Below are 22,840 nucleotides of genomic sequence, written 5' to 3' on the forward strand. Positions count from 1 at the left end.
CGGGTCCGCCTTTTTTTCGCCTGGTGTTTATGGAACTTGACCTTACTTCTAGCCTGTTCTGGATCGCTGTCGGCCAGATTATCCTGATCGACATCGTGTTGTCGGGCGACAACGCCGTGGTGATCGCGCTTGCCTGTCGCAATCTGTCGCCGGAGCAGCGCAAGACCGGTATTTTCTGGGGTGTCGCCGGGGCGGTCAGTCTGCGCGTCGTGCTCACTGTATTCGCCGCGCTGGTCATGAATTTGCCGTGGCTCAAGCTGATCGGCGGCCTGTTGCTGGTCTGGATCGCCGTCAAGCTGATGCTCCCGGGCAATGAGGAAGGGCACGATATCGAGCCCTCGGCCCATCTTTGGGGGGCGGTCAAGACCATCGTCGTCGCCGATTTTGTGATGAGCCTGGACAACGTGATTGCGGTGGCCGGCGCCGCGCACGGCAGTCTGGCCCTGCTGCTGTTCGGCCTGGCGGTCAGCATTCCGCTGATCGTCTGGTCCAGCCAGCTGATTCTGCACTGGATGGAGCGCTGGCCATCGATCGTGCTGTTCGGCGCAGCCTTGCTCGGTTATGTGGCCGGTCAGATGATCTTCAGCGATCCGGGGCTGACCGCCTGGCTGCCGCCAATTCCGGACTGGTCGCCCAAGGTGGCCGGTGCCGTCGGGGCGCTGCTGGTGGTTGTAGTCGGGCGTTTGCTGGAACAGCGAATTCTGGCGCGACAGGATCAGACCATCGTTTAAGGGGAAATCATGGCACTCTTTCTTTCGGAAGCTGACGTAAAACAGGTACTGAACGTCGAGATGGCGCTCGAGGCAGTCGAATCGGCGCATCGCGACCTTGCCCTTGGCCAGGCGCTGGATACGCCACGGGCGCGCAGCCGTCTGCCGCAAACCGTGCTGCACATGCTGCAGGGAGCGCTGCCGGCGCAGGGCGTCATCGGTTACAAGGCCTATACCACCAACCGCAGCGGTAACCGCTTTCTGGTGCATCTGTTCGATGCGGCCACGGGTCGCCTACGCGCCGTGATCGAAGGCGACTATCTGGGCATGATCCGCACCGGCGCGGTCAGCGGCCTGGCCGCCAAGTGGCTGGCCCGGCCGGATGCCACCGTGGCCGGTGTCTTTGGTTCCGGCTGGCAGGCAGAAGGCCACGTTCGCGCCATCTGCGCGTCCCTGCCGCTGGAGAGGGTCAAGGTGTTCAGCCGGCAAGCCGACCGCTTGCAGGATTTCTGCTGCCGGCTCAGCGAAGCGACCGGGGTGGCCGTTGTGCCGGCGGGAAGTGCCGAGGAAACGGTGCGTGGCAGCGATCTGCTGGGGACGGTGACGACGGCAACGCAACCGCTGTTCGACGCCGAGTGGCTGGAAGAGGGCATGCACATCAATGCCGCTGGCTCGAATGCGCTGATCCGTCAGGAATTGTCGGAGGCGGCTATCCGGCGCTGTGACCTGGTTACGGTCGATACTGTGCCGACTGCCTTGGCCGAGGCCGGCGACCTGTTGCCCCTGCTCGAAAAAGGGCGTTTGCACGTGCGCCAGTTGGTCGAACTGGGGGATGTCATCATCGGCCGTCATGCCGGTCGAACCGCGGCCGGACAGGTGACGCTTTTTGAATCTCAGGGCTTGGCGATTCAGGATTTGGCAGTAGGGCTGCGCGTGCTGGCAGCGGCCGAGGCGGCTGGCCTGGGGCAGAAAATCCCGATGCAATGAGGTTTGACCAGGTCGCCAAGTGGGCGTAAAAATATCTCACGGACCGGTGTCGCTCTAATTTCGCGGCCAATAATAAGGGGAGGGGATGGCGAAGGGGGCTTTCTGGAAGGCTGACTGGTTTCTCGGCATCGCGCTGACGCTGCTCATGCTTGCCGCCAGTTTGTGGATTCCGTTGAGCGCCGCTGCCGGCCTGCTGCTGATCGGCTATCTGCTGCTGATCGCCAAACGCTTGTTGTCCAGCGGGCGCCGCGAGCCGAAGCCCGTTCGCGCTTCGGCCGAGTCCAGCCGCCTTCTGGCGCTTGCCTTTCAGGGGCAGGGGCAGCTCGACCAGGCTTTCGACAAGTTCCGCCAATGCCCGATGGACGACGGGCTGATGGAGAACCTGTACAACCTCGGGCTGGATTTTGAGCGCCAGCGCCAGTTCAGCAAGGCCGAAGCAGTGTTTCGCGCCATGGCCGAGCACGATTCCGGCTATCGCGACATCGCCAAGCGCCTGACCCGTGACCGGCAGTTGCCGGAAACCGTGGTGCCGACCGGCGGCCAGAGCCATGGCGATCCGCTGACTTTCCGCGACGCCGAGCTTGGCGATCCGCAGCTCGGCCCCTACCGGCTGGAGCGGGAGCTGGGCAAGGGGGCGATGGGCGTCGTCTACCAGGGCCGCGACCCGAAGATCAACCGCGTCGTCGCCATCAAGACCATGGCCCTGGCGCAGGAATTCGATGCCGACGAACTCGCTGACGTCAAGCAGCGCTTTTTCCGCGAGGCGGAAACGGCGGGGCGTCTGAATCATCCGAACATCGTCACCATGTATGAGGCCGGCGAAGAACACGACCTCGCCTACATCGCCATGGAGTTCCTCAACGGCTGCGATCTGCTGCCCTGGAGCAAGCCGGGGCCTTGTTGCCCCTGCCCAAGGTGCTGTCCATTGTGGCGCGCGTGGCCGATGCGCTGGATTACGCCCATGCCCGGAACGTTGTCCATCGCGACATCAAGCCGGCAAACATCATGTACGAACCGGAATCCGACCAAGTCAAGGTGACCGATTTCGGCATCGCCCGCATCACCGATTCGTCGCGGACCAAGACCGGCATGGTGCTGGGTACCCCGTCCTACATGTCGCCCGAGCAACTCGCCGGCAAGAAGATCGATGGCCGCTCGGATCTCTTTTCTCTGGGCGTGATGCTCTATCAGTTGTGCTCCGGGCAATTGCCCTTTACCGGCGAGTCGCTGGCCCAGTTGATGTTCAAGATTGCCAACGACACACCGGCCGATATCCTGAGTATTGCGCCGGGTTTGCCGCCGATGGTGGCGGCGGTGATCGACAAGGCCTTGCGCAAGAATATCGAGGAACGCTATCAGCGCGGTGCCGTCATGGCCGCTGATCTGCGCGCCTGTATCGACCAGTTGGCCAGCGAAGTGGCCTGATGACAATTACCCTTGAGGATTCCCCGAGATGAAGCTTCCCGACGCTCTGGAAATGGCGGTTCGCACCGATCCGGGGATGGTTCGCTCGCACAACGAAGATGCCGTATTTGCCGATGCTGGTCTGGGCATCGCGATCCTCGCAGATGGCATGGGCGGCTATAACGCTGGCGAGGTGGCTAGCGGCATGGCAACCACCTTGCTGGCAACCAATTTTTCCCGCTTTGTTCCGACCCTGACCACAAAGCTCGCCGGCATCGGCGACATCGACTTCGCCGAACGTCATATCGCCGACGAAGTGGCGGCTGCCAATTCAGCCATCTTCAATGCCGCCCAAAGCCAGCCGCAGTATGCCGGCATGGGAACGACGCTCGTTCTGGCCTGGTTCCACAACAACCAGATGAATGTCGCACACCTTGGTGACTCCCGACTCTACCGGCTGCGTAACGAGCGTTTCGAGCAATTGACCAAGGACCATTCACTTTTGCAGGAGCAGCTTGATAGTGGCATGATTACCCCCGAAGAGGCACGCTATTCGCAGAACAGGAATCTGGTGACGCGGGCGCTCGGAGTGGACCCAGAAGTTGAGACGGAAATTCATGCCCATGACGTTCAGGTTGGCGATACCTACCTGCTCTGTTCGGATGGTCTGAACGACATGGTTGATGACGAAGAAATCGCGCTCACCCTGCAGACGCTGGGTGGCAACCTGGCGCTGGTAGCAGAGCAACTGGTGCAGATGGCCAACGACAACGGCGGGCGGGACAATATTTCGGTCATTCTGGTCAAGGTGCGGGGCGACTATGCGTCGCCCAGCGGCTGGTGGCAAAAGCTGCTGGCCGGTTTGAAGTAGAACGGGGAAGGCGAGATGGCAAAACTGATCCTTTCGATGGACGGGCTGGTGCTCAAGGAAATCGTGCTCAACAAGGAGCGCCTGAGCATCGGCCGCAAGCCGCATAACGACATCCAGATCGACAACCTGGCCATTTCCGGTGAGCATGCCGTCATTGTCACCATCCTCAACGATTCCTTCCTCGAGGACCTGAACAGCACCAACGGTACGCTGGTGAACGGTCAGCCGATCAAGAAACACATCCTGCGCAACAACGATGTCATCGAGCTCGGCAAGTACAAGCTCAAGTTCATGAGCGGTGACGAAGTCGGCGCGGCGAGCGGCGATTTCGAGAGGATTCCCGTGCGGCGTCCGGACATGGCCAAACCGTCTGCGGAAATGCAGTTGGCGCCGACCTCGTCGCCAACCCGTTCCAATGTCGGCGTCGCCCCGACGCCGCCAGCGCCAAGCATTCCGGCGGCGGCCATCCAGTTGCTCAACGGCCCGAACGCCGGCAAGGAGCTGGAACTGACCAAGACCCTGACGACGCTCGGCAAGCCCGGCTTGCAGGTGGCCGTAATCGCCCGCCGGCCACATGGCTATTTCATCACCCATGTCGAAGGCAAGCAGTTTCCCGTCGTCAATGGCGAGGTGCTCGATGCCCAGGCACACCCGCTGGGGGACCACGATGTCATCGAGATCGCTGGCATCAAAATGGAATTCTTCCTCAAGGCCTGACGCGACGCATCGCCCGCCCTGAAAATTTCTTGAAAAGGTGCCTTATCCGGTACGTCCTCGATGCCTATCTTTACGAGGCGAGTCCCAGACACGATGAACTGAATTGTGGCGTCATGCTTGACGCCTGTACCGAGCCAGGGACTGGGATCAGGCCGAATTGCAGATGTACAATCTGAGCCAGCGTGCGCCCGGTTGTTGGCTGGATGCGCTGTATGCGGAACGTATCGTCGCCTGGCGTGCCTCAGCACCGGACGACTCCTGGAACTGCGTCACCAATTACCAGACCAAATAGACATGAAACTGCGCGTGCTTGGTTGTAGTGGCGGTATCGGTGGCCGGCATCTGCGGACCACCTCCCTGCTCGTCGATCACGATATCCTGATCGATGCCGGGACTGGCGTGGCTGACCTTTCGATTGCCGAATTGGCGGCGATCGATCATGTCTTTCTGACCCATACCCATCTCGATCACATCGCCTCGCTGCCGCTGATGATCGATACCGTTGCCGACCGCCGTAGCGAGCCATTGACCATCTATGGCACCGAGGCCGTCCTGACCATCCTGCGCAATCACATTTTCAATTGGGCGATCTGGCCGGATTTTGCCGAGGTGCCCAGCGTCGACAAACCCTTCATGCGTTACCAGGCGATCGAGCTGGGCAAATCAACCACGATCGACGGGCGCAATATTACCGCCCTGCCGGTCGAGCACACGGTGCCGGCCGTCGGCTACCACGTCGCTTCCGGGGCGGCCAGCCTGGTCTTCTCGGGCGACACCGGGATCTGCAGCGCTTTCTGGCGTGCGGTCAACCGGATTTCCGATCTGAAACACCTGATTATCGAATGCGCTTTTTCCAATCGCGAACAGCAGCTGGCCATCGTCTCCAAGCACCTTTGCCCGAACATGCTGGCCGCCGAATTACAAAAACTGGAGCGCGAATGCGACATTTACATCACCCACCTGAAGCCGGGGCAGATCGAACTGACCATGGAAGAAATCGAGCAATGCCTTGGCGATTTCAAACCCATGATGTTGCAAAACAATCAGGTTTTTGAGTTCTGAGATGGCACTGACTGTTGAAACACTTGGCCGGCTGGAGCCAATCCGTGGCTTGTCCAAACTCCGCCGCGAAGAGCTCGCTGGTTTATGCCGGTCGGAGAGTGGGCTGATCGGCTGTGATCCGCTGTCGGAAAGAAACAGCACGGCGCAGTTTACCTATCTGCTCTCCGGCGAACTGAAGATTGTCCTGCCCGATGGCAGCATGCGGCTGCTGGTCGGTGCCTGCGACATCGCCAACTGGCCGATCGGCTACAAGACCGTTCCGCCGGTGAGCTGCAAGGCGATTACCCCGATCGAACTGCTGCGCATTGACTGCGACCTGCTCGACATCATGATGACCTGGGACGAACTGTCATCTGTTGCCGAAAACAAGGCAAGGGGCAAGGAGGACGCTGCCAAGTGGAGCGCGATGACCGGGGCGTTCAGCGCCCAGACGCTGACTTCCAGCGCTCTGGCTCAGCTGCCGCCGGCGCACATCCCCGAACTCCTGCGGCGCTTCGAGCGCATTCGGGTCGAGTGCGGGCAGAAATTGATTCGCGAGGGCGAGGTCGGTGACTTTTTCTATCTGATCGAAGCGGGCTGTTGCGAGGTCAGCAAGCGGGTGAGTGGGGCCGACCTCTGCGTCGCCGAACTCAAGGCCGGTGACTCGTTCGGCGAGGAGGCCTTGGTCTCGGACAGCCGGCGTAATGCCTCGGTCACCATGAAGACCGATGGCGCATTGCTGCGCCTTGCAAAGCCGGATTTTGTCGAATTGTTGCAGGCGCCGTTGCTGCATGCCATCGAACGCGCCGAGGCCGAGCGCAAGGTCGGGGCCGGCCAAGCCGGCTGGCTCGATGTGCGCTATCCGGCCGAATTTGCCGAAGACGGCTTGCCGGGTGCGCTCAATCTGCCGCTCAACGAAATCCGCAATGCCTTTGGCCTGCTCGACAAGAGCCGCGAATACATCGTCTATTGCCAGAGTGGCCGGCGCAGCTCCGCCGCCGCCTTCCTGCTCGCCCAGCACGGTTTCAAGGCCGGCTGGCTGCGGGGTGGGCTGGGCGTTCCGGAGAAAACATGAGCAACTTCTCCAGCCGCTGGTCGCATCGCGTGATGCGCATCTTGGCTGCTGGTGACCCGATCAAGGTCGGCTTCTCGCCGCACAGTCTCGATTTCCTGATCCGGCCGAGTCCTAGGCAGCGATCCGTTGGAAAGATGTGCCAGGAAAAAGCCTGGTTGTGGAAATCGTCGTATGCTAATTGAATAACGGCGTGCAATCGCTGAAGATGAGCGACATCGAAACAGTCCTGCGGGGCGTTACCGACATCAATTAGCTGTGGGCCGCTTGCATCAAATAGGGGGAGGTATGGACACGCCGGACGATCTGTTTCGCCGCCTTGAGCAGCTCAACGATATTGGCGCCTCATTATCCAACGAACGCAACCTCGCATTGTTGCTGGAAAAAATCCTGCTCGCCGCCAAGGCGATTACCCGGGCCGACGGCGGGACGCTCTATCTGCTCTCCGAGGACCGCCAGCACCTGCATTTCGAGATCGTGCGCACCGATTCGCTGAATATCGCCTTCGGTGGTTCGAGTGGGCAGCCGACATCGGGCAAGTTTTCCGATCTACCGCTCTACAAGGTTGACGGCTTGCCCAACACCAGCCTGGTCGCCGGCCACGCTGCGCTCACCGGCCACACCGTAAATATCGCTGATGCCTATATGGCCGAGGGTTTCGACTTCTCCGGGACGCGCCAGTTCGACGAGCGCACCGGCTACCGTTCACAGTCCTTCCTGACCGTGCCGATGAGGAACCACGAGGGCGAAATCATCGGCGTACTGCAGTTGATCAATGCGCTTTGTCCAGCGAGCGGCAAGGTCGTCGAGTTTTCCCCGGCCGACCAGCGACTGGCCGAATCGCTGGCTTCGCAGGCGGCGATCGCGCTGACCAACCGGCTGCTGGTGCAGCAACTGGAAGCGCTGTTCGAATCCTTCATCACCATGATCAACCTGGCGATCGACGAGAAATCACCCTACACCGGGGGCCATTGCCAGCGCGTGCCCGAGTTGACGATGATGCTGGCCGATGCCGTCGATGCCGCTGACAGCGGTCCGCTGACCAATTTCCGGTTGACCGACAAGGACCGCTACGAACTGCGTATTGCAGCCCTGATGCACGATTGCGGCAAGATCACGACGCCGGTGCATGTCGTCGACAAGGCGACCAAGCTACAAACCATCTACGACCGCATCCATCTGGTGGATACCCGCTTTGAGGTCATCAAACGCGATGCCGAAGTGCGCAAGTGGCGCCACATCGCCGAAGGTATGGCCGCAGCGGAGGCCGAGGCCACCTGTCTCGCCTTTTGCCGGCAATGCGATGCCGACCGTGCATTTCTGCGCCAGGCCAACATCGGTGGCGAGCACATGTCCGACGACGATATCGAGCGCGTCCGGCGGATCGCCAGCAGCTACCGCTGGCAGGACGAAAGCGGAGCGGATGCTCCATTCCTCAGCGACAACGAGCTGGAAAACCTGACCGTCCGGTCTGGCACGCTGACTTCCGCCGAGCGCGAAACGATCAACTACCACATTGTGGCCACGATCAAGATGCTGGAACAGCTACCCTGGCCCCAGCACCTGAAGAACGTGCCGGAATACGCCGGTGGCCACCATGAGCGCATGGACGGCAAAGGCTATCCGAAAGGCCTCAAGCGTGAGCAGATGAGCTGGCAGGCGCGGATGATCGGGGTTTCCGATATCTTCGAAGCGCTGACCGCTAGGGACCGGCCGTACAAGGACGGCATGAAGCTGTCACAGGCCTTAAATATTCTGGAGAATTTTCGCAACAACGGCCATATCGACCCCGACCTGTACGAAATCTTCGTCAGCAGTGAGGTCTACCGCAAGTATGCGGCGAACTACATGGGTGCGCAGCAGATCGACTGCTGATCGCCCGGCCGCACGGTGGCGGCCGGGCAGATTTCAGCTCAGTGCGCCAGCCTTTGGGCAATATGCGCCAGCGCCTCTTCGACCTGGTCGATCAGGATCAGGCAGAGATCGCCGGCCTGCAGGCGACCGAGGGCCGTGTCGATAGCCAGGAACTCGCCGGTGATGGCGTCGATCTGCCGGGTCCGGCTGGCGTTGGCCAAGCCTTCACGGAGCAGGGCGATGACTTCGCCGTCCTCGCGGCCGCGCTGACAGGCGTCCTGGTAGAGGATCACGTCATCGAAGGCATCGCCGAGGATTTCCGTCTGTTGGCGGATGTCGTCGTCGCGCCGGTCGCCGGCGCCGCTGATCACCACCGAACGGCGTTTGGCTGGCATGTTGTCGATGGCATTGACCAGCGCCTGGATGGCATCCGGGTTGTGGCCGTAGTCGGCGATCAGCGTCGCCCCCTTGTAGTCGAAGACGTTGAAGCGGCCGGGGGCGGTCCGAGCATCGCTGACGAAGCCGGCCAGCGCCCGCTCGATGGTTTCCCAGGCGTAGCCCAGGGCCCAGCCGGTGGCAATGGCGGCCATGGCGTTTTCGACCTGGAAGCCGATCGTGCCGTTGCGGGTTAGCGGGATGTCGGCCAGCGGGATGCGCTGCTTCTTGCGTCCCTCGCCACAGATGATGGCGTCGCGCTCGACATAGACGACCCGCTTGCCCTGGGCGCGATGCGTCGCCAGCACCGGATTCATCCGGTCCTGAGCGAAGAAGATGATCTGGCCGTGACAGTGGTGGGCCATCGCCGCGACCACCGGGTCGGCAGCGTTGAGCACGGCGGTTCCTTTGGGTGCGACGTTCTCGACGATGACGCGCTTGACCACAGCCAGTTCATCGACGGTGGTGATGAAATTGAGGCCGAGGTGGTCGCCGAGGCCGATGTTGGTGATCACCGCGACATCGCACATGTCGAAACCGAGGCCTTCGCGCAAGACGCCGCCGCGCGCGGTCTCGAAGACGGCGGCATCGACGTCGGGGTGGAGCAGCACGTTGCGGGCACTGCGCGGACCGCTGCAGTCGCCGTCGTCGGTGCGCCGGCCGGCGATATAGACGCCGTCGGTGCTGGTCATGCCGACGCGCAGGCCCTGGCTCTCGAAAATCCGGCCGATCAGTCGGCTGGTCGTTGTCTTGCCGTTGGTGCCGGCGATGGCGACGACCGGAATGCGGGCGTTGTCGCCGTCCGGGAAGATCATCCCGACGATCGCTTCGCCAACGGCGCGGCCCTTGCCGAACGAGGGGTCGAGGTGCATGCGCAGGCCGGGAGCGGCATTGCATTCGACGATGCCGCCGCCCTGATCTTCGAGCGGCTTCAGGATAGTGTCGCAGACGACGTCGATGCCGCAGATGTCGAGGCCGACCGTTTGCGCGGCAGCGACGGCGGCGGCAGCCAGTTCGGGATGGACATCGTCGGTAACGTCGGTGGCGGTGCCGCCGGTGGATAGATTGGCGTTGTTGCGCAGAACGACGCGGACGCCGCGCGGCGGCACGGTCTCGGCGCTATAACCCTGCTCGGCGAGGCGGGCGAGGGCGATTTCGTCGAAACGAATCTTGGTCAGTGAAGTGGCGTGGCCGTCGGAACGGCGCGGATCACGGTTCACGATGTCGACCAGTTCGCGGATGGTGTGCGTGCCGTCGCCGATGACCAGCGGCGGGTCGCGGCGGGCGGCGGCGATCAGCTTGTCGCCGATGACCAGCAGGCGCCAGTCGTGGCCGGGCAGGAATTTCTCGACCATGATGTCGTCGCGGAACTCGATGGCGACGCGGTAGGCTCGGCGCACCTGTTCCTCGGTGGTCAGGTTGACCGAAATACCCTTGCCCTGGTTGCCGTCCTGCGGCTTGACGACGACGGGCAGGCCGACTTCCTGGGCGGCGACCCAGGCATCGTCCTCGTCCTCGACCGGGCGGCCGTAGGGCACGGCGACGCCGGCCGCGTGCAGCAGCTTCTTGGTCAGTTCCTTGTCCTGGGCGATCGATTCGCCGATCGCGCTGGTGAAACAGGTTTCCGCAGCCTGGATGCGCTTCTGTTTGCTGCCCCAGCCGAATTGCACCAGGCTGCCTTGGGTCAGGCGGCGATAGGGAATGCCGCGGGCGACGGCGGCCGAGACGATGGCGCCGGTCGATGGGCCGAGGCGGATGTCCTCGTCGAGGTCGCGCAGTTCCTTCAAGGTCGCATCGAGATCGAAAGGCGTGTCGTGCAGGGCGGCATTGCACAGCTGTTCGGCACGCTCGAAGGCGAGGCGGCCAACGTCCTCTTCGGTGTATTCGACGACCACCTGATAGACGCCCTGGTCGACCGTCTGTGCGGTGCGACTGAAGGTCACCGGGCAGCCGGCCTGGGCTTGCAGGCCGAGAGCGGCGAATTCGAGGGCGTGGGCCATCGAGACGGTGTCGAGGTGATCCGACGGGATCAGGTCGCCGAGTTCCGGGAAGCGCTCGCGCAGCCGGGCTTCAAAATTGGGCAGATCGGAAATGGCCCGTTCGCCACCTTCGCAGGTGACGATGGCCTGAATCGCGGTGTGCCGGCTCCACAGGTTGGGGCCGCGCAGGGCACGAATGCGTGAAACGTCCATGACACTGAATCCTTGTTAGTTCCGGGTTGCCGCTTTGCGCGGCTTTTTGGCGACCTGGGTGAGCAGGTCGGACGGTGCGGGCAGATCGAGGCCATAGGTCTTGATGCCGGTGCCGATTGCATCGAAGGTGATACCGAGCGCCCAGCCGGCAGCGACGGCGGCCAGGACGTTGGCGATGGTGGCCGGGTCCTTCTGCTTGCCGATCGCCGGCACGTCGCCCAGGCGGCAGAGTAGCCAGGCTTCGCTGTCGCCGGTGGCGACGGTGATCCGCCCGTCGCGCACGAAGACGCCACGCTTGCCGGCGGCGAGATGGGCGGCCAGGGCCGGGCAGGTCGGGTCGGCAGCGAAGAGGATGACCTCGCCATCGCACAGTTCGGCGAGGTCGGCAACGATTGGGTCGGCGGCATTGAGTACGGCGTAGCCGTTGCGCAGAACGACGTCGACCTGGGTTCGGTAGGTGTTGCGGTAGGTGGTGAAATACTCGCCACCGCTCGGATGGACATCCCAGCGCGCCAGGTTTTCGGCATCCGGTTCGATATTAGTGACGATGCCGACCTGGCAGCGGTCATAGGGCAGGCCTTCGCCGAGGATAGTGCGGCCGCCGTTTTCGATGACCGCAGCCTCGACGGCGCGATTGAGCAGCAGGCGGTGGCCGGCTGTCCAGTTGGCGGCGTCGCTCTTTTGGACATGGCGGCGGTCGAGATGCAGGCCGTCGCTGCAGGCCAGGCCGACATGCTTGCCGGACATGTAGAGCAGGTGGGCGACGAGCTTGGCGACGGCGGTCTTGCCGCGGGTGCCGGTGACGCCGACCACCGGGATGCGGCCGGTTTCGTTGGCGGCGAACAGATTGTCGACAATCGCCTTGCCGACCGGGCGTGGCTTGCCGATGCCCGGCTTGAGGTGCATCAGCAGGCTGGGGCCGGCATTGACTTCGACGATGGCACCGCCCTGGGCGGACAGCGGCTGGGAAATGTCTTCGCAGACCAGGTCGATACCGGCAATGTCGAGGCCGACGACGCGGGCGGCCAGCGACGCCAGGGCGGCGGTTTCCGGATGGACGTCGTCGGTGACGTCGAAGGCGTGGTTGGCGTTGCGCTGGATCAGGACATCGCGGCCGGCGGCCGGAATCGAGTCCGGTTCCAGGTTCTGGCGCGACAACTCCATGCGGGCCGCGGAGTCGATCCGGATGTTGGAGAGCGGGTGCAGTTCGGTCGGGCCGCGGCGGGGGTCGGAATTGACCTGGGAGTCGATCAGCTCGCGGACCGTCGACTTGCCGTCGCCGGTCACCATCACCATGTCGCCGCGATTGGCGGCGACCAGCTTGCCGCCGATCACCAGCAGGCGGTGCTCGGTGCCGGGAATCGAGCGTTCGACGAGCACGGCGCTGCCTTCCTCGACGGCGATGGCGTAGGCCTTCTCGACCTCTTCGCGGGTCTTGACGTCGATGAAGACGCCGCGCCCGTGGTTGCCGTCGACCGGCTTGATGCAGACCGGCAGGCCGATGTCTTCGGCGGCATCCCAGGCGTCGGCGGCGCTGGTGACTTCGCGGCCTTCGGGAATCGGCACGCCGCAGGATTCGAGCAGGCTCTTGGTGAGGTCCTTGTCGCGCGAAATGGTTTCGGCGATGGCGCTGGTGCGGTCGGTTTCGGCCGTCCAGATGCGGCGCAGCGCGGCGCCGTAGCCGATCTGCACCAGATTGCCGTCGTCGAGCAGGCGGATGGTCGGGATGTCGCGGTCATCGGCGGCATCGACGATGCTCGCCGTCGATGGGCCGAGGCACTTGGAATCGACCATGTCGCCGAGTTCCTCGACGGCGGCCTCGACGTCGAAGGGCTTGTCCTCAATCGCCGCCATGATCAGCCGGCGCGCCTGTTCCAGCGCAGCGCGGGTGACTTCCTCATGCCAGGCGCGGACAGCAACCTTGTAGACGCCGCGCTCCGAGGTCTCGCGCGCCTTGCCGAAGCCGCCGGGCAGGCCGGCCAGGTTTTGCAGTTCGAGCGTGACGTGTTCGAGAATGTGGCCGGCCCAGGTGCCTTCCTCGACCCGGCGCAGAAAGCCGCCGCGCTCCTCGTAGCTGCAGCGATGCTCGATCAGCGAGGGCAGCCAGGCCGAGAGGCGTTGGTAAAAACCGGGAATCTTGTTGGAGGGAAACTCTTCCAGCTCGCCGATATCGACCCAGGCTTCGAGCACCGGGCGGTAAGTCCAGATATTCGGGCCACGCAGGGGAATGATGTCCCGAATGATGATTTCTTTTTTCTTCATGCTTGCTAAGCCCAGCTCCGTAGGTGGCAATAATTATGGGGCAACTGGTGATTATTAACGCTTTCGCGGGGTCGCGGATTACCCGCGTCAAAAAAATGTCACAAGGCGTGACCTGCCGTTACAGGAAGCGGTCGAGCAGCTTGCGGCTGTGGCGGTCGAGCTTGCCGGTGTCGCGGATCAGGAACTCGATGCCGTGGGTGTCGGCGATGATCAGGCGGGTCTGCGTCAGGCGCCGGATGTCTTCCTCGCCCTTGAGGACCAGCGCCGCGTCGCCGCGATCGGTGACGACCTGCCAGGTGCTCGGGCAGGCGAAGCTCGAGACCTCGACGATGCGCTCGATTTCCGGGACGAATTCGCGGCTGGCCAGTTCTTCCTCGATCAACTGGCCAATCGCCGGCGGCAGGTCGGCGATACGGTCGATCCAGCCGGCTTCGTGGCCGTCGGCACTGACCAGGGCGATACCCTCGTCGGGTGCGGCAATCGGGAAGGCGCGCACGGGAATGATGCCGACATGGCTTTCCCCGTTGGCCGTGGTCAGGATCAGCTGACCGAAGGCGTTGCGGCTGAGCGTGAAGTTCGGCGTCGTCATTTGCTGTGGTCCTTGCTTTCCGATTCGTTGCTGCGCCGGCTTTCCGGTTCGGTATCGACGTTGCGGGCCTGGGCTTGGTAGAGTTTGAAGTAGTGGCCTTCGACCGCCATCAAGGTATCGTGATTGCCGACTTCAACGATGCGGCCGCGATCCATGACGACCAGCCGGTCGGCCTTGCGCAGCGTCGACAGGCGGTGGGCGATGGCGATCGTGGTCCGGCCACGGACCAGGTTGTCCAAGGCCTTCTGGATTTCCTTCTCGGTCTCGGTATCGACCGAAGAGGTCGCTTCGTCGAGGATCAGGATCTTCGGATCGATGAGCAGGGCACGGGCGATCGAGATGCGCTGGCGTTCGCCGCCGGACAGCCCCTGGCCGCGTTCGCCGACCAGCGAGTCGTAGCCGTGCGGCAGGCGCAGGATGAATTCGTGGGCATGGGCGGCGCGGGCGGCGGCGATGATTTCCTGGCGGCTGGCGTCCGGTTTGCCGTAGGCGATGTTCTCGGCAATCGTGCCGAAGAACAGGAAGGGCTCCTGCAGCACCAGGCCGATGTTGCGGCGGAATTCGGCGATCGGCACCGAGCGGACATCGACGCCGTCGATGAAGACGGCGCCTTCGGTGACGTCGTAGAAGCGGCAGATCAGGTTGACCAGCGTGCTCTTGCCCGAGCCGGAGTGGCCGACCAGACCGATCATTTCGCCGGGCTCGATCATCAGGTCGACATCGCGGGTGACGGCCCGGGTGCCATAGCGGAAGCTGGCCTGGCGCAGTTCGAGGCGGCCTTCGACCTTGCCGAGATGGACCGGATTGGTCGGCTCCGGTACGCTGGAAACATGGTCGAGGATGTCGAAGATGCGCTTCGCGCCGGCTGCCGCCTTCTGCGTCACCGAGACGATACGGCTCATCGAGTCGAGGCGGCCGTAGAAGCGGCTGATGTAGGCGAGGAAGGCGGTCAGTACGCCGACCGTGATGTCGCCCTTGGAAATCTGCCAGATGCCGAAGGCCCAGACCACCAGCAGGCCGACTTCGGTGAGCAGCGTGACGGTCGGCGAGAACAGCGACCAGGTCTTGTTCAGCCGGTCGTTGATCGCCAGGTTGCGGCTGTTGGCCTCGCGGAAACGTTCGGCTTCGCGCTTTTCCTGGGCAAAGGCTTTGACCACGCGGATGCCGGGGATGGTGTCGGCCAGTACGTTGGTGACTTCGGCCCACACCCGGTCGACCTTCTCGAAGCCGGTGCGCAGCTTGTCGCGCACGAAATGGATCATGTAGGCGATGAAAGGCAGCGGCAACAGCGTGACGATGGCCAGCCAGTGATTGATCGAGAACAGAATGCTGGCGGTCATCGCGATCATCAGGATGTCGGTCGCGAAATCGAGCAGGTGCAGCGACAGGAAGACGTTGATGCGGTCGGTTTCGTTGCCGATCCGCGCCATCAAGTCGCCGGTGCGTTTGCCACCGAAATATTGCAGCGACAGGTGGAGCAGGTGCTCGTAGGTCGTGGTCCGCAGGTCGCGGCCGATCCGTTCCGAGACCAGGGCCAGGATGTAGGTGCGGATCCAGCCGAGCAGCCAGGCGACAAGTGCCGCACCGAGCAGACCGCCGAGGTAGAGGGTGACCAGGTCCCAGTCGATTGGCTGGCCGTTCTGGAACGGGATCAGCACGTTGTCCATCAGCGGCATGGTCAGGTAGGGGGCGACCAGCGTTGCGGCAGTCGACGCCAGGGTAAGCAGGAAGCCGGCCAGCAGTTGCCACTTGTAGGGGCGGGCGAAACGCCAGAGGCGGAACAGCGTCCAGGTCGAGGGCGGGACGGTGGTTTCGCGGGTGCAGATCGGGCATTCGTCCTCGCCCGGCGGCAACGGCGCCTTGCATTTCGGGCAGATGTCGTCGAGCGCCCGTTCGACCGGCTGGCCGGTGAGCAGGCTTTTCAGGTGTAGGTCGAACTCAGTGATGACGCGCAGCGCGGCCAGGTTGTTGCTCAGCGTGTAGCGCCAGCGGCCGAGGCGACCGTTGGTGTCGAGCAGCTCCAGCGTGCCGACCCCGGCATGGTCGATATGGGTGAGTTGAAGGTCGGTGCGCAGCGGCCACTGCACCCACTTCGTCTCGCCCGGCGCCCGGGCCAGCAGGCGCTGGTCGGTGACGACGAGGAGGCCATTGGCGAATTGCAGGCGGGCATCGAGGTCGATTTCCACCCAGGCCTGAGTTTTTTCGCCGGCGGCCAGTTGCGGCTCGACTTCGGCGGCCCACTGGCTGGGGAGTGCCGGTTCGATAACGGCCAAATTCTTTGCGTTCGGGGTCATTCCGAAAGTATAGCGCAAGGCTTGCGGAGCCCATCTAACGCCTCATTTTTTCGATGGTTGACGCGTATCAAGGAGTTGCCCGGAGGCCTGCCGTTGAATACGACGAACCCTCCCGCAAGGAAAACCATGTTTCGCATCTCACAGTACATCCAGGAAATCGCCGCGCCGACCCCGCTCGGCCCCAAGCGTAATCCGCCCGGACCGGTGGTGATCTGGAACCTGATCCGGCGCTGCAACCTGACCTGCAAGCATTGCTACTCAATCTCGGCCGACACCAACTTCCCCGGCGAGCTGAGCACCGAGCAGGTCTATGCCGTGATGGACAATCTTCGGGGCTTCCAGGTGCCGGTGCTCATCCTCTCCGGCGGCGAACCGCTGCTCCGGCCGGACATCTACGACATCGCCAAGCGTGCCAAGGCCAAGGGTTTTTATGTCGGGCTGTCGTCGAATGGCACGCTGATCGACGAAAACAATATCGAGCAGATCGCCGCATGCGATTTCAACTACGTCGGCGTTTCGCTCGATGGTATCCGCGAAACCCACGACAAGTTCCGCCGCATGGATGGGGCGTTCGAAGCCTCTCTGAAGGGCATCCGGCTGTGCCGCGATCTCGGCCTGAAGATCGGCGTGCGCTTCACGATGACCCAGGACAACGCCCACGACCTGCCGGGGCTCTTGAAGCTGGTCGAGGAGGAAGGCATCGACCGTTTCTATTTCTCGCACCTCAACTACGCCGGGCGCGGCAACAAGAACCGCAAGGACGACGCCCAGCACCAGTTGACGCGCTGGGCGATGGACCTGCTCTTCGAGACCTGCTGGGAGTACAAACAACGCGGGCTGGAGAAAGAATTCACCACCGGCAACAACGATGCCGACGGCGTCTATTTCCTGCACTGGGTGCGCCGGCGCTTCCCGGAGCAGGCGGCGCATGTCGAAGCCAAGCTGCGCCAATGGGGCGGCAATTCGTCGGGGGTCAATGTCGCCAACATCGACAACCTCGGCAACGTGCATCCGGACACCATGTGGTGGCACCACAACTTGGGCAACGTCAAGGATCGGCCATTCTCGCAAATCTGGCCGGACACCTCGGATGCGCTGATGGCCGGCCTGAAGCAGCACCCACGGGCGGTCAAGGGGCGCTGCGGTAGTTGCGCCTACCTTGAGATTTGCAACGGCAATACCCGCGTCCGCGCCCAGCAGATGACCGGCGACGCCTGGGCCGAAGACCCCGGCTGCTATCTCTCCGACGAGGAAATCGCGGCATGAACTGGAAAATCCTGATCCCGGCCGGCTTTGCCGCCTATTTTCTGTTCGGCATGGCGCAACTGGCCGAAGCGGCGGATGCCGACGTCAATTTCCAGCTGCACTGCGCGTCCTGTCATGGCAAGGATCGCCTGGGCGGCCTCGGCCCGGCGCTGATCCCGGAAAACCTGGCCCGCCTGCGCAAGCCAGAGGCCGAGAAGGTCATTCGCGAAGGACGGCCGGCGACGCAGATGCTGGGCGTTGGCGACAAGCTGTCGGCCGAGGAAATCAAGGCGTTGGTCGATTATGCCTACACCCCGATCAAGCCGATGCCGGCCTGGGGCGAAAAGGAAATCACCGCCTCACGGATCGTCAACTTTGCGCCGGGCAGCCTGCCCGACCGGCCGCAATTCAAGGCCGAGCCGCTGAACCTGTTCGTCGTCGTCGAGTCCGGCGACCACCATGTTTCGATTCTCGACGGCGACAAGCTGGAACCGATCCACCGCTTTCAGTCCCGCTACGCCCTGCACGGCGGGCCGAAATTCACGCCGGACGGGCGCTATGTCTTCTTCGCTTCACGCGACGGCTGGGTCACCAAGTTCGACCTGTGGAACCTCAAGGTCGTCGCCGAAGTGCGCGCCGGCATCAACACCCGCAATGCGGCGGTCTCCGGCGACGGCAAGTGGGTGGCAGTGGCCAACTACCTGCCGCACAGCCTGGTGATTCTCGACGCCGACTTGAACCTGAAGAAAATCCTGCCGGTGACCGACAAGGAGGGCAAGACCAGCTCGCGCGTCTCAGCCGTCTATGACGCCTCGCCGCGCCAAAGCTTCGTCGCCGCGCTGAAGGACGTCAAGGAAGTCTGGGAAGTCTCGTACAACCCGAAGGCGGACGACATCCCGGCCGGCATGATCCACGACTTCAAGTACAAGGAAGGCGCCTTCGTTCCCGGTTTCCTGAATCCGCAACGCAGCCAGCTCGACGACTATCTCGACGACTTCTACTTCACCCAGGGTTATGACGAAGTGATGGGCGCCTCGCGCAACGACAGCAAGTCGGCAGTCAGCGGCCAGGTGGTCAATCTCGACGCCCGCAAGAAGATTGCCGACCTAGAGCTGCCCGGCATGCCGCACCTCGGGTCCGGCATCAGCTGGAAATGGAAAGATGCAACGGGGCAGGAGCGGAGCGTGATGGCGACGCCAAATCTCAATGAAGGTCTGATCAGCATCATCGACATGCAGACCTGGCAGACTATCAAGCAGATCAAGACCCGCGGCCCCGGCTTCTTCATGCGCAGCCACGAGAACAGCCGCTACGCATGGACCGATTCGATGATGAGCAAGGAGTTCAAGGACACCATGCAGGTCATCGACAAGGAAACCCTGGAAATCGTCGCCGAACTGAAGCCCGAGCCGGGCAAGACTTTCGCCCACGTCGAATTCACCAGGGACGGCAAGTACGTGCTGGCCAGCCTGTGGGAAATGGACGGCGCGCTGATCATCTACGACGCAGCGACGCTGAAGGAAGTGAAACGCCTGCCGATGAAGAAGCCGGTCGGCAAGTACAACGTCTGGAACAAGATCAGCAAGTCGGAAGGCACCAGCCACTGAGCGTCATTTCGCGGGCTTGAATTTAATTGCCGAGGTGAGTGGCCGATTGGTCGGGCAATTGAGAAGTATCAAGCCGGATGGCAAAGTTCGGCGCAAAATACTTTGGCATGCTTGCCCCGGAAGCTCCGATGAGACCCGCGCTGATTCGCAAAAACCATTCTGATTCGCGCTCCGCAGCGACCCGGGGGCGGGGGCTTCATTCTCGTGGGCCGAGGTCGGTCGCGAACTCGGCGCCTTGCCGGATGGTCCGCTCAACATCGCTCACCTGGCCGTGGACCGTCATGCCCATTCGCCGCACGCCGAGCGCCCGGCATTCCGCTTTCTTCGGGCGGATGGCAGTTCCCGGGCCGTCAGCTATCGCGAACTCGCCGGGCTGACCGACCGCTTCGCCAACGTCCTCAATTCCTTGCAGGTGAAGAAGGGCGATTTTGTTTTCGTGCTCTGCGACCGCAGCGTGGAGCTTTACGTGGCCGTTCTCGGCGCACTGAAAGTCGGCGCTGTCGTCTCGCCTCTTTTCCGGGCCTTCGGGCCGGAACCGATTCGCACCCGCATCGCCCAGGCGGGGGGCAAGGTCCTGGTAACCACGGCGAGTACTTATCAACGCAAAGTCGCTGGGCTGCGCGCCGCCTTGCCTAGCCTCGAACACGTTTTGCTGGTTGATGACCTCGGCGATGGTGCAATTGCCGGCACGCAGGATCTGCAGGCCTTGCTGCGCCTTGCCCCGGATACGCCGGCGCTGGTTCCGACCCGTGCCGAAGATCCGGCGCTGCTGCATTTCACCAGTGGAACGACCGGCCTGCCCAAGGGCGCCATCCACGTGCACGGTGCGGTCCTCAGCCATTTCGCGACGGCCCGGATCGCCCTCGACCTGCATGCGGACGACGTGTTCTGGTGCACCGCCGATCCGGGCTGGGTGACCGGCACAACTTATGGCATCGTCGCGCCCCTGGTGCTCGGGGTGACCAGCATCGTGGACGAGGCCGAGTTCGACCCGGCGCGCTGGATCGAGATTCTGGCGAGCGAGCGGGTCAATGTCTGGTATACGGCGCCGACCGCGCTCCGCCTGTTGATGAGGGCCGGCCGCGAACTGTTTGCCGGGCGGCATTTTCCCGACTTGCGCTTCATCGCCAGCGTCGGTGAAGCGCTCAATCCGGAAGCGGTCTGGTGGGGTCAGGAGGCCCTTGGGCGACCGATCCATGACAACTGGTGGCAGACCGAGACCGGCTGCATCATTATCGCCAACACCGCCGGGCAGGACATCAAGCCCGGCTCGATGGGGCGCCCCTTGCCGGGTTTTGCGGCGCATGTGGTTCGTCGCCTGGCCGGCAAGGGCGTCGAGTTGGTCGAGGCGCTGGACTGCGTCGGCGAACTGGCGCTGGAAGCCGGCTGGCCCTCGATGTTTCGTGCCTATCTCGAGCGGCCGGCGCGTTATACCGAATGCTTTGCCGGCAATTTGTATTTGACTGGCGACCTGGTCCGGCGCGATGCCGACGGCTACTACTGGTTTGTCGGCCGGCGCGATGATGTCATCAAGTCGGCCGGTCATCTGATCGGGCCGTTCGAGGTCGAGAACGTCCTGATGGAACACCCGTCGGTCGCCGAGGCCGGTGTGATCGGCAAGCCGGATGCCCTGGCCGGCGAGGCCGTCATGGCCTTTGTCGTGCTCAAGCGTGACGTCCTGCCCAGCGAGAGCCTGCGCCTGGCGTTGATGGCGCATGCGCGGCGGCGCCTCGGGGCGGCCGTGGCCCCGAAGGAAATTGCCTTCGCCACGGACCTGCCACATACTCGAAGCGGAAAAATCATGCGGCGACTCCTCAAGGCCCGGGAACTCGGCTTGCCCGAGGGAGATCGTTCGACGCAGGAAGGAGGGGAGGGGTGATGAGTCAGAATTATGAGCAGTTGCGCACGGGCGTGTTCGATATCCTGAAGACGCTGGCGCCGGAAATCGATCCGACCCGGATCATCGGCGACAAGCCGCTGCGCACGCAGATCGACCTGGATTCCATGGACTGGCTGAACGTGCTGGCCGCCATCCATGACAAGCTCGGGGTCAATATTCCCGAAACCGACTATGGCAAGGTCGTGACGCTGGACGGCATCCTCGCCTATCTGGCCGATAAGGCCCGGCCAGCCAACGCGGGGTGACATTGGTGAGCGACTATCCCGCCGACCTCGTCCGTACTCGCTATCTGTTCGATGGCAGTCCGGTCACGATCCGCCCGATCCGGCGGGAAGATGCCACGATGGAACAGGATTTCGTGAAGCATCTTTCGCCGGACTCGCGCTACAAGCGCTTCATGTCCACCTTTCAGGAACTGCCGCCCGGCAAACTGAAGTACCTGACCGAGATCGACTACGTTCGGCATCTGGCCTTGGTGGCGGTGCTGCAGCAGGATGGGCAGGATCTGGAAATCGGCGTGGCGCGCTATGTCGCCAATCCGTCCGGCAACAGCTGTGAATTTGCCGTCGCCATTGACGACGCCTGGCAGGGTAGCGGCGTCGCCGGCATCCTGATGCTGGCGCTGATCGATGCGGCCAAGGCGCGCGGCATGGAAAGCATGGAGGGATTCATTCTTGCCTCCAACGACAAGATGCTCAAATTTGCCCGGCAGCTCGGCTTTGCACTGCACCGGGATCCTGAAGATCCCGGCCAGGTCATTGCCGTGCGTTCGCTGCTCACGCCACCAGTTGGCCGACCGTAGTCGACAATACTGAACAGGCTGTCGAGCTCGGAGCCGAAGCCGCCGCCCACCGCTATCTTCACGTTATGGCCCATTCTTTTTCTCTTCCGTTTGCATCGGATCAACTGTTGCTTTGTATCGCGCCTGGTTGGGATAGCTGCGCCGCGCAATTGCTGCGCTTTGTGCGCGATCGTCCTCATCGTGGCTGGCAGCGTGCCGGCCCGGCGGTGACGGTGAGCCTGGGCAGATCGGGGCTGGCCTGGGGGCGAGGGCTGCATCCGCCGGTTGGTGGCGCAGGGCGGGAGAAACGTGAGGGCGACGGTCGGGCGCCGGCCGGCATCTTCGCGATCACCGCGCTGTTCGGTTATGCCGCGGCGGACAGCCCTTTTGCCCGCGTCGCCAGGTTGCCTTACCTGTGCGCCACCCCCGATCTCAAGGCTATCGACGACCCGGCTTCGGCGCATTACAACCGGATTGTCGATCAGTCGGCCGTCGCGCATCCCGACTGGGTTTCGTGCGAGGACATGCGGCGCTGCGATCAGCGCTACGCCATCGGGGCGGTGGTGGCCCATAACAGCGATCAACCGGTGCCGGGCGCCGGGTCGTGCATCTTCCTGCACGTCTGGGCCGACGAAGGGGGGGCGACGGCCGGGTGTACTGCGATGCCGCTGACCGATATGACGGAAATTGCCGGCTGGCTGGATGGCGCGGCGGCGCCGTTGCTGGTGCAGCTACCATGGACCGAGTACGAGCGTTTGCGCGAGGCTTGGGGGCTTCCGGTGTTTTCCGCGCAAGGCTGAAAATTGGCGATTGCCGCTGAGTCGGTTGGTGTCGTCGATGACAGCCACCGGCGAGGCGGCTAGACTGGCGGACCTTTCA

The 22,840-nt window shown here is 63.1% G+C and carries 20 protein-coding genes; 16 read left to right on the top strand and 4 right to left on the bottom strand.

Translation table 11 applies throughout. The features are described 5' to 3' along the window. The first annotated feature begins 29 nt into the window (after positions 1-29). The 10 genes from NQE15_RS06945 to NQE15_RS06990 all read left to right on the top strand — a co-directional run bounded on the left by NQE15_RS06945 (position 30) and on the right by NQE15_RS06990 (position 8,677). Complete coding sequence (locus tag NQE15_RS06945) at positions 30-731, top strand: TerC family protein (protein ID WP_265947831.1); 702 nt, start codon at positions 30-32, stop codon at positions 729-731. A gap of 9 nt (positions 732-740) precedes the next feature. Further along, positions 741-1,697, top strand: a complete 957-nt coding sequence (locus NQE15_RS06950; protein WP_265947833.1) for an ornithine cyclodeaminase family protein — start codon at positions 741-743, stop codon at positions 1,695-1,697. 85 nt (positions 1,698-1,782) lie between these two features. Further along, the gene (locus tag NQE15_RS06955) at positions 1,783-2,736 is read left to right on the top strand and encodes a protein kinase domain-containing protein (protein ID WP_265947834.1); all 954 of its coding nucleotides are present in this window, start codon (positions 1,783-1,785) and stop codon (positions 2,734-2,736) included. Then, the gene (locus NQE15_RS06960) at positions 2,634-3,122 is read left to right on the top strand and encodes a serine/threonine-protein kinase (RefSeq protein WP_265947836.1); all 489 of its coding nucleotides are present in this window, start codon (positions 2,634-2,636) and stop codon (positions 3,120-3,122) included. Before NQE15_RS06955 ends, NQE15_RS06960 begins: the two co-directional genes overlap by 103 nt. Before the next feature lie 28 nt (positions 3,123-3,150). Beyond that, a complete protein-coding gene (locus NQE15_RS06965) occupies positions 3,151-3,972 on the top strand; it encodes a Stp1/IreP family PP2C-type Ser/Thr phosphatase (RefSeq protein ID WP_265947838.1) in 822 nt (273 codons plus the stop codon). Positions 3,973-3,987: 15 nt separating this feature from the next. Beyond that, positions 3,988-4,689 carry an FHA domain-containing protein gene (locus NQE15_RS06970; protein ID WP_265947840.1) on the top strand — a complete coding sequence of 234 codons (702 nt, stop codon included), beginning with the start codon at positions 3,988-3,990 and terminating at the stop codon, positions 4,687-4,689. A 294-nt stretch (positions 4,690-4,983) separates the two neighbouring features. Continuing rightward, complete coding sequence (locus tag NQE15_RS06975; RefSeq protein WP_265947842.1) at positions 4,984-5,751, top strand: 3',5'-cyclic-nucleotide phosphodiesterase; 768 nt, start codon at positions 4,984-4,986, stop codon at positions 5,749-5,751. Positions 5,752-5,800: 49 nt separating this feature from the next. Then, a complete protein-coding gene (locus tag NQE15_RS06980; RefSeq protein ID WP_265947844.1) occupies positions 5,801-6,805 on the top strand; it encodes a cyclic nucleotide-binding domain-containing protein in 1,005 nt (334 codons plus the stop codon). Beyond that, complete coding sequence (locus NQE15_RS06985; protein ID WP_265947846.1) at positions 6,802-6,987, top strand: hypothetical protein; 186 nt, start codon at positions 6,802-6,804, stop codon at positions 6,985-6,987. Before NQE15_RS06980 ends, NQE15_RS06985 begins: the two co-directional genes overlap by 4 nt. Positions 6,988-7,090: 103 nt before the next feature. Next, entirely contained in the window at positions 7,091-8,677 is a 1,587-nt protein-coding gene (locus NQE15_RS06990; RefSeq protein WP_265947848.1) for an HD family phosphohydrolase, read from the top strand. A gap of 38 nt (positions 8,678-8,715) precedes the next feature. On the opposite strand, the gene cphA (NQE15_RS06995) is transcribed toward NQE15_RS06990, so the two are convergent. The 4 genes from cphA (NQE15_RS06995) to NQE15_RS07010 form a co-directional block, all read right to left on the bottom strand. Continuing rightward, positions 8,716-11,283, bottom strand: coding sequence for a cyanophycin synthetase (gene cphA / locus NQE15_RS06995; RefSeq protein WP_265947849.1), 2,568 nt, complete (start codon positions 11,281-11,283; stop codon positions 8,716-8,718). A gap of 15 nt (positions 11,284-11,298) precedes the next feature. After that, the gene (gene cphA / locus NQE15_RS07000) at positions 11,299-13,545 is read right to left on the bottom strand and encodes a cyanophycin synthetase (RefSeq protein WP_265947850.1); all 2,247 of its coding nucleotides are present in this window, start codon (positions 13,543-13,545) and stop codon (positions 11,299-11,301) included. A 118-nt stretch (positions 13,546-13,663) separates the two neighbouring features. Next, on the bottom strand, positions 13,664-14,134 hold the full coding sequence (locus tag NQE15_RS07005; protein ID WP_265947851.1) for a DUF1854 domain-containing protein: 471 nt from the start codon (positions 14,132-14,134) through the stop codon (positions 13,664-13,666). Continuing rightward, a complete protein-coding gene (locus NQE15_RS07010) occupies positions 14,131-16,407 on the bottom strand; it encodes an ABC transporter ATP-binding protein (protein ID WP_265947852.1) in 2,277 nt (758 codons plus the stop codon). Before NQE15_RS07010 ends, NQE15_RS07005 begins: the two co-directional genes overlap by 4 nt. Before the next feature lie 147 nt (positions 16,408-16,554). On the opposite strand from NQE15_RS07010, the gene nirJ reads away from it, so the two are divergent. The 6 genes from nirJ to NQE15_RS07040 all read left to right on the top strand — a co-directional run bounded on the left by nirJ (position 16,555) and on the right by NQE15_RS07040 (position 22,761). Next, positions 16,555-17,694 (top strand): heme d1 biosynthesis radical SAM protein NirJ, encoded by a 1,140-nt coding sequence (nirJ, locus tag NQE15_RS07015; protein WP_265947854.1) that lies wholly within the window; start codon positions 16,555-16,557, stop codon positions 17,692-17,694. Continuing rightward, on the top strand, positions 17,691-19,280 hold the full coding sequence (locus tag NQE15_RS07020) for a cytochrome D1 domain-containing protein (protein WP_416336505.1): 1,590 nt from the start codon (positions 17,691-17,693) through the stop codon (positions 19,278-19,280). Before nirJ ends, NQE15_RS07020 begins: the two co-directional genes overlap by 4 nt. Before the next feature lie 235 nt (positions 19,281-19,515). Then, positions 19,516-21,159: an acetate--CoA ligase gene (acsA, locus tag NQE15_RS07025; protein ID WP_265947856.1), complete on the top strand. Its 1,644-nt coding sequence runs from the start codon at positions 19,516-19,518 to the stop codon at positions 21,157-21,159. Then, on the top strand, positions 21,159-21,425 hold the full coding sequence (locus NQE15_RS07030) for an acyl carrier protein (protein WP_265947858.1): 267 nt from the start codon (positions 21,159-21,161) through the stop codon (positions 21,423-21,425). The genes acsA and NQE15_RS07030 overlap by 1 nt, the downstream gene beginning before the upstream one ends. Before the next feature lie 5 nt (positions 21,426-21,430). Next, entirely contained in the window at positions 21,431-21,982 is a 552-nt protein-coding gene (locus NQE15_RS07035) for a GNAT family N-acetyltransferase (RefSeq protein WP_265947860.1), read from the top strand. Between the two features lie 161 nt (positions 21,983-22,143). Next, complete coding sequence (locus NQE15_RS07040) at positions 22,144-22,761, top strand: L,D-transpeptidase family protein (RefSeq protein ID WP_265947862.1); 618 nt, start codon at positions 22,144-22,146, stop codon at positions 22,759-22,761. Positions 22,762-22,840 lie beyond the last annotated feature (79 nt).

Origin of the sequence: Dechloromonas sp. A34, assembly GCF_026261605.1 — a bacterium.
GTDB lineage: Bacteria > Pseudomonadota > Gammaproteobacteria > Burkholderiales > Rhodocyclaceae > Azonexus.